Here is a 7,807-nt window from a genome sequence, read left to right on the forward strand (position 1 = left end):
TACGAGCCGGCGCTGCGCCGTCTGGTGCCCACCCTGATCATCGCCTTTCTCGTGGTGATGGGCGCTGGCGCGCTGCAGCAGATCCTCAACAGCCGGACCGAGGCCATCGCCGCCGTCCAGGCCGACCTCGACACGATGGCGGCAGCCATCGAGATCGACCTCAACCATCGCATCGCGCCCGGCAACGGCAATCTCGGCGCCGCCGTCCAGGCCGCCTTCGACTACACCGCCCCCCGGATCGGCGCCCCGAGCGGCCGCCTCATGCTGGCGACGGATGCCGCCGGCACCATCGTCGCCGCGTCCCCGGTCGAGGCCCGGGCACGCTGGATGGGCAAGCCGCTGCGCGATGTCTTCGCCGCAGCGCCGCCGACGATCAGCAGCGCCACGCCGGTGCGCCTTGTCACCGGGGCGGACGCCGTCACCGTGGTGCGTCCGCTGGCGGCTCCCCTCGCCCAGTTCCACCTGCTGCGCGAAACCGACGATGCCCTGAACGTGTGGACCCGCAATTCGCTGCTGACCGGCACGCTGTTCGCGACCACCGGCCTGCTCCTGCTCGTCATCGGCCTCGCCTTCCATATCCAGACGATGCGCGCCGCCACCGCCGACACCATCAACCAGAACGCCCGCGCCACCATCGATGCAGCGCTGGAGAGCGGCGGCTGCGGCCTCTGGGACTGGGAGATCGGCACCAGCCAGATGTACTGGTCGGCCTCGATGTTCGAGATCCTGGGGATCAAGGGGCGCGAGGGTCTGGTCACCTTCGACGAACTCTACCCGGTGCTGCACCCCGATGACGGCTATCTCGGCGGCATCGCGCAGATGACCGATCTCGACCCGCGCAATGCCGTCGACTTCCAGTTCCGCATGCGCCATGCGGACGGCCGCTGGGTGTGGCTCAGGGCGCGCGGGCGCGGCCTGACGCTGGCCGGTGTCGACCATCCCCGTTTCGTCGGCATCGTCGTCGACATCACCGAGCAGCTCGAACTCGCCGCCCGCAATGCCGCCGCCGACCACCGCATCCGCGAAGCGATCGAGACGATCTCGGAGGCCTTCGTCGTCTGCGACGACCAGGACCGCATCGTGGTGTGCAACTCGAAATTCCGCGAGCTGAACGGCCTCGCCGACGAACAGGCCCGGCCAGGCGCCTGCTATCGCGAGACGCTGGCGGCCGCCGGTGGCGGCGCCAAGGTGAAGCAGGGCCATATCCTGCCCGACCGCGGCGCCGACGGATCCCGCGATTTCGAGGTCGAGCTGGCCGACGGACGCTGGCTGCAGATCAGCGAGCGGCGCACCCATTGCGGCGGATTCGTCTCGGTCGGCACCGACATCACCGCCCTGAAGCGCCACGAATCCCATGTCACCGCCAGCGAGCAGCGCCTCCGCACCAGCGTCGCCGAGCTGCAGAAGAGCCAGTACACGCTGGAAATGCAGACCCAGCAGCTCGCCGAACTCGCCGAGAAATATTCCGAGCAGAAGACCCAGGCCGAGGAGGCGAACCGCGCCAAGTCGGAATTCCTCGCCCATATGAGCCACGAGCTGCGCACGCCGCTCAACGCCATCATCGGCTTCTCTGAAGTGATGCGGGACGGCCATTTTGGGCCGCTCGGCACGACCAAATACCTGGAATATGTCCGCGACATTCATTCCAGCGGCCATTTCCTCCTCTCCGTCATCGATGACATCCTCGACATGGCCCGCATCGAGGCCGGGCGCCTGGGGCTTGAACTCGCCCCGACATGCCTCGAGGAGACCCTGGACGACACCATGCGCGTCGTCTCCAAAATGGCGGCCGACAAGGAGATCCTGATGGAGGCCGAGGTGCCGGACGGGATGGACCTCGTCGCCGACCGCCGGGCCATCAAGCAGATCATGCTCAATCTGCTGTCGAATGCGGTCAAGTTCACGCCGCGCGGCGGCATGATCTCGGTGCGCGCCCGCAAGGCCCGCGACATCATCGCCATCGCCATCGAGGATACCGGTATCGGCATTCCCCGCCATGCCATCACCAAGCTCGGCAAGCCCTTCGAACAGGTCGAGAGCCAGTTCTCGCGCAATCACCAGGGGTCGGGCCTCGGCCTCGCCATCGCCAAGTCGCTGGCCGAACTGCATGGCGGATCGCTGCGCATCCGCTCCACCGTCGGCCGCGGCACCACCGTGGTCGTGCGCCTGCCGGTTGCCGGGCCGAAGGTCGAGGCCGAAGCCTGAGGCGCCGATGAGGAGGGCCTTACGCCCCTCCGTCAGACCGGCCCGACGATGGCAACGAAGGCCTTGCGCACCTGTTTCTGCACCTCGGCCAGATGGGCATCCACCGTGGCGAAATCGGGGAGCTCGCCGGCCCGCGCCAGCAGGCGCTTCAGGCCGGGGGCGGCGGTCTGCGGGTCGAAGCCGTCGACGAGGCAGAGCCGGATGATCTGTGTCAGCCGCTGGTAGAGACGGCAGGCTGCGCGCAGCACATCGCCCTCGGTCGGCTTCAGCAGCCCGGCCGCCGCCGCCTTCTCGATGACGCGGATGGTGTTGGTGTCGAGAATGTCGGGATGGCGCGCGGCGTGGACGAGTTGCAGCGCCTGGGCGATGAACTCGATGTCGATGAGCCCGCCACGGGCATATTTGAGGTCCCAGCGGTTGTCATCGCCCTTGTCCTCGGCGATGGCCCGCCGCATGTCGACGATGTCGGCGAGGGTCGCCTTGGCCGCCCTTCTGGTGGTGAGGACGCGGCGGATTGCCTCCATCACCTCGGTCTCGAAGCCGGGCGTCGCGGCGACGACGCGGGCGCGGGTCAGCGCCATATGCTCCCAGGTCCAGGCCTCCTTCACCTGATAGGCGCGGAAGCCGTCGATATGGGTGGCGACCGGCCCGGAGCGCCCCGAGGGCCGCAGCCGGAGATCGACATCGAAGAGCACGCCCTCGCTCGTCGGTGCCGACAGGGCGCTGATGAGGCGCTGGGTCAGCCGCGCGAAATAATGGCCGCCGCTGAGCGGGCGCGGCCCCTTCGAGGCGCTCTCCCTGGGGTCGTGGTCATAGAGCAGGATGAGGTCGAGGTCCGAGCCGGCCGTCATCTCGCGACCGCCGAGCTTGCCCATGGCGATGACCGCCGTGCGCATGCCGCGGATCGGCCCGTGCGAGGCGGTGATCCAGTCCGTCACCGCCTTGTGCAGGGCCTTGATGAGCTGTTCGGCGAGCCGCGCGAAGGCCTGTCCCGCCGCCTCGGCCGAGACCGTGCCGGCCAGCACCCGCACGCCGGTGAGGAAGAGCTGTTCCTGGCCGAAGACGCGGGCCCGGTCGAGGACGTCCTCGGCGTCGCGGGCCATGCCGAGCGTCTCGGCGAGGCGCGCCGCCAGATCAGCGTCGGAGGGCAGCTCGCCGAAGAAGGCGGGCTCCAGCAGCGCGTCGAGCACATGGGCGCGGCGGCCGAGGAGATCGGCGAGGCGCGGCGCCGAGCCGAGGATCTGCGAGATGAGCTCCAGGAGATCGGGGTGGGTGCGCAGGATGGCGAGGAGTTCGATCGGCTGGGAATGGCGCGTCAGCAGCCGGTCGAAGGCGCGCAGGCCAAGATCGGCATCGCCGGTGCGCGACAGGGCATCGAGCAGGGCCGGCGCCAGTTCGGCGACGCGCTCGCGGGCGTCCCGCGCCCTGAGGCCCCCGGATTTCGGCTGCTGCCAGGCCTGGACGGTCGCCACCGCCGCGCCGGGATCGGCGAAGCCGAGATCGGTCAGCGCCGCCAGCGTCGTCGCCCGCGGCGGATCAGCGGCGAGGTCGAGCGTGCCCTTGACCTCGGCGAGCGGCGGCAGGGTCTCGAACAGCTTGGCATAGGCCGCCTCGACCGGGCGCAGTTCAGCCGTCAGCGCCGCGGCGAAGGCGGCATGGTCGCGATAGCCGAGGAACTGGGCGATGCCGGTGACCGCCTCGGTGGTCTCGGGCAGGCTGTGGGTCTGCTCGTCGGCGACCATCTGCAGCCGGTGCTCGACGCGCCGCAGGAAACGATAGGCGCGTTCGAGGGCCGCCCGCGTCTCCTCCGTCACCCAGCCGGCCTCGCGCAGGCGATGCAGGCCGGTGACCGTGTCGCGCACCCTGAGCGCCGGGTTGCGACCGCCGGCGATGAGCTGCTGGGTCTGCACGAAGAACTCGATCTCGCGGATGCCGCCGCGGCCGAGCTTGATGTTGTGGCCCTCGACGGCGAGGGCGTCATGGCCGCGGAAGGCGTGGATCTGCCGCTTCATCGCATGGACGTCGGCGACCGCCGCATAGTCGAGATATTTGCGCCAGATGAAAGGCTGCATCTCTCTCAGGAAGGCCTCGCCCGCCGCCATGTCGCCGGCACAGGGCCGCGCCTTGATGAAGGCCGAGCGCTCCCAGGTCTGGCCGATGGTCTCGTAATAGTGGAGCGCCGCGGGCGTCGAGATCGCCACCGCCGTCGCGCCGGGATCGGGGCGCAGCCGCAGGTCGGTGCGGAAGACATAGCCGTCGGCGGTGCGCTCCTGCAGGATCTTCACCAGCCGCTGGGTCAGGCGCACATAGGCGGGCTGGGCGTCCCTTCCCGGCTTCATCGGCGCCGCGTCGGGATCGAAGAAGACGATGAGGTCGATGTCGCTGGAATAGTTCAGCTCGAAGGCGCCGTGCTTGCCCATGGCGAGCACGATGTAGCCGGAACCGACCTCCGCCCGTTTCGCATCGGCGGGGGCGAGGATGCCCTGGTCGGCGAGATCGCGCATCAGATGCGCCACCGCTTCGGCCACGGCGAGGTCGGCGGTCTCGGTGAGGGCGCGCGTCACCTGTTCCAGCGGCCAGACGTCGCCGATATCGGCGAGCGCCACGAGCAGGGCGACCTGGGCGCGGAAGCGGCGGAGCGCCCGCCCGACACCCTCGTCGCTGCGCGCCTTGCGGCAGGCGGCGACGGCCTCGGCCTTGAGACGGGCGAAGCACGCCTCGGGGGCCTCCGCCAGGCAGGCGAGGAGATGGGCGGGGTCCTGGGTGGCGATGGCGCCGAGGAAGGGCGAATGGGCGAGGATGCCGGCGACCAGCGCCCGCGCCTTCGGCGGCTTCAGCGCCAGGCCGAGCGCCGCGCCGAGATCGGCGTCCTCGATCCCCTTGAGATAGTCGCCGACGCGCTTCGCCGCCGTCGCGCCTTGCGGCAGGACGGGCGCCGCGGCGAGCCTGGCGGCCAGGCTCGGGGACGAATCAGACGGGGCGATCCTGGATGCTCGGGGCATGGGCCGATCGTGGCAGACGCAGCGCCACCTTTAAACCCGGCCGGTTGTCGTCGAGGACCAGCCGCCCGCCATGGAGCCGCGCCACCGCCGCGGCGAGGCTGAGGCCAAGGCCCGAGCCGGGACGCGAGCGGCTGGTCTCCAGCCGCACGAACCGGTCGAGAACCCGGCCGCGATCGGCATCGGCAATGCCCGGCCCGCGGTCGGCAATGGTGACGACGGCTTCGCCATCCTCGGCGGCAACCGTCACCGCCACCGCGCCGGCACCGCCGGCCGCACCGTATTTCAGCGCGTTGTCGAGGAGGTTGGCGACCACCTGGCCGAGAAGTTCGCGGTTGCCGGTGACGCCCACCGGCGCGGTCGTCACGGTCAGCGCCACCCCCGCCTCCTCCGCCACCGGCTCGTAGAGCTCGGCGACGCCGCGGGCGATCTCCGCGAGGTCGAGCGGCACCATGCCCTCGCGCTGGTTGCCGGCCTCGGCGCGGGCGATCATCAGGAGCGCGTTAAAGGTGCGGATGAGGCCGTCGGATTCCTCGATGATACCGGTCAGCGCGGCGCGATAGGCCGCGTCGGAGCCGCCGACCCGCAACGCCTCCTCGGCCTTGTTGCGCAGCCGCGTCAGCGGTGTCTTGAGGTCGTGGGCGATATTGTCGGAGACCTCCTTCATGCCGGCCATCAGCGCCTCGATGCGGCCCAGCATGTCGTTGACGCTGCCGGCGAGGCGGTCGAGTTCGTCGCGCGAGCCGGCGGTCGGCAGGCGGCCGGTGAGATCGCCTTCCATGATGCGGCGGGACATGTCGGTCATGGCGTCGACGCGCTTCAGCACCCGCCGCGTGACGAAATAGGCGCCGAGCAGGCCGAGCACGAGCGCCACGACCACCGACAGGCGGAAGCCGCGGCCGAATATCTCGCGCATGCGGTCGCGCTCCTCGAGGTCGCGGCCGACGAGCAGGCGGAAATTGCCGGGAAGGCCGTAGACCTGGGCGATGGCGCGGTGCGGCCCCTCGCTCATGTCCTCGCCGGCACGGCGATAATCCGTCTCGATCCAGCCCTGGCGGGTGAGCGTCCCGGGGGGCAGTTCGCCGATATTGCCGGCCAGCGGCAGGCCGGTGAAGGTGGTGACCAGATAGAGCGAGGCGCCGGGACGGTTGCCGCGCTCCTCGACCACCTCGACGAGGCGGCGGATGCCGCCGATCGCATATTGCTCGGCGAGCCCGCGCACCTCGGCGGTGATCGTCTCGGTCAACTGGCCGGTGAGCTGGCGCTGGGTGGCAAATCCCAGCCAGCCGATGACGAAGCCGGCGAAGAGGATGAAGATGAAGAGGTAGGCGGCGATGATCTTGAAGGCCGTGGTCGACAGCAGCGACCGGAAACGCGAGGGCGGTCGCGCCGGCTTGGCCGCCGTTCCCCCGGTCGCAGGAGCCGCCGGAGCAGGAACGGGCGTCACGGGCGCACCGTATATCCCGCGCCGCGGATCGTATGGATCAGCGGCCTGTCGAAACCCTTGTCGATCTTGGCGCGCAGCCGCGAGACATGCACGTCGATGACATTGGTCTGCGGGTCGAAGTGATAGTCCCAGACATGTTCGAGCAGCATGGTACGAGTGACGACCTGGCCGGCATTCTTCATCAGATATTCGAGCAGGCGGAATTCCCGCGGCTGGAGGATCAGTTCCTCGCCGCCGCGGCTGACGCGGTGGGACAGGCGGTCGAGTTCGAGATCGCCGACCCGGTAGACCGTCTCGGGCGCGCCCGCCGCCCGGCGACGGGAAAGCACCTCGACACGGGCGAGCAGTTCGGAAAAGGAATAGGGCTTGGGCAGGTAGTCGTCACCGCCGGCCCGCAGGCCCTTGACGCGGTCGTCGACCTGGCCGAGGGCGGAGAGGATCAGGGCGGGCGTCTGGCGGCCGGCGGCACGCAGGTCGGCGATGACCGACAGGCCGTCCTTCTTCGGCAGCATACGATCGACGATGAGCACGTCATAGGGGCCGTCGGAGGCCATGGCGAGGCCGTCCTCGCCGTCGGCGGCGTGATCGGCCACGTGCCCTGCCTCCCGGAAGGCCTTGACGAGATAGGACGCCGCCTCGCGGTCGTCCTCGATGATCAGAATCCGCATGGTGGTCATGGTACACGGGCTCTCGGGGACTTTGCGAGACGGCGGCCGTCGAAACCCACGAAAAACGGGGCGGCCGGACATGGAGTTCCGACCGCCCCGCGCGAGATGACCCCGTCCGGCGGGGGGCGACTGGGGTTGCCGGCGCGGGATCACTCGTGAGTGGCTGCCGGCGCCGGAAAGGTTCGACGCCGGCGACGATTTTCCTCAGCTCGGGTTCAGCGGGATGGCGACGAAGCGCTGGCCCTGACCCGACTGCAGGCGGATCAGCGCCGAGCGGCGGCCGTCGGCCCGCGCGGCGGTGAGCGCCTCGCGCATGTCGCGCAGCGAGGCGACCGAGCGGCCGGCCACATCGAGGATGATGTCGCCGGGGCGGATGCCGCGCTGGGCGGCGGGCCCGGCAGGGTCGACCTCGGTGACGACCATGCCCTCACCGCGGCCGGCCGGCTCGACCGACATGCCGAGGCGCGGCGCCGTCGGGGCCGCCTCGG

The 7,807-nt window shown here is 70.1% G+C and carries 5 protein-coding genes; 1 reads left to right on the plus strand and 4 read right to left on the minus strand.

Annotated elements, in window-relative coordinates:
• Positions 1-24 precede the first annotated feature (24 nt).
• Positions 25-2,205 (plus strand): ATP-binding protein, encoded by a 2,181-nt coding sequence (locus Q0C57_RS14550; RefSeq protein WP_296577156.1) that lies wholly within the window; start codon positions 25-27, stop codon positions 2,203-2,205.
• Positions 2,206-2,237: 32 nt separating this feature from the next.
• Here Q0C57_RS14550 and Q0C57_RS14555 read toward each other — a convergent pair whose 3' ends face one another.
• The 4 genes from Q0C57_RS14555 to Q0C57_RS14570 all read right to left on the minus strand — a co-directional run.
• Positions 2,238-5,207 carry a bifunctional [glutamine synthetase] adenylyltransferase/[glutamine synthetase]-adenylyl-L-tyrosine phosphorylase gene (locus Q0C57_RS14555; protein ID WP_296577157.1) on the minus strand — a complete coding sequence of 990 codons (2,970 nt, stop codon included), beginning with the start codon at positions 5,205-5,207 and terminating at the stop codon, positions 2,238-2,240.
• On the minus strand, positions 5,176-6,651 hold the full coding sequence (locus Q0C57_RS14560; protein ID WP_296577158.1) for a HAMP domain-containing sensor histidine kinase: 1,476 nt from the start codon (positions 6,649-6,651) through the stop codon (positions 5,176-5,178). Before Q0C57_RS14560 ends, Q0C57_RS14555 begins: the two co-directional genes overlap by 32 nt.
• Positions 6,648-7,328: a response regulator transcription factor gene (locus Q0C57_RS14565; RefSeq protein ID WP_296577159.1), complete on the minus strand. Its 681-nt coding sequence runs from the start codon at positions 7,326-7,328 to the stop codon at positions 6,648-6,650. Before Q0C57_RS14565 ends, Q0C57_RS14560 begins: the two co-directional genes overlap by 4 nt.
• 195 nt (positions 7,329-7,523) lie before the next feature.
• The coding region (locus tag Q0C57_RS14570) for a PDZ domain-containing protein (RefSeq protein ID WP_296577160.1) at positions 7,524-7,807 on the minus strand (284 nt) is incomplete at its 5' end.

It is taken from the genome of Phreatobacter sp. (assembly GCF_022843985.1).
GTDB lineage: Bacteria > Pseudomonadota > Alphaproteobacteria > Rhizobiales > Phreatobacteraceae > Phreatobacter.

Excerpts from the sequence above, each read along its gene's own strand:
- Q0C57_RS14565 (WP_296577159.1), bottom strand. The coding sequence starts at position 7,328 with ATGACCACCATGCGGATTCTGATCATCGAGGACGACCGCGAGGCGGCG.
- Q0C57_RS14555 (WP_296577157.1), bottom strand. The coding sequence starts at position 5,207 with ATGCCCCGAGCATCCAGGATCGCCCCGTCTGATTCGTCCCCGAGCCTG.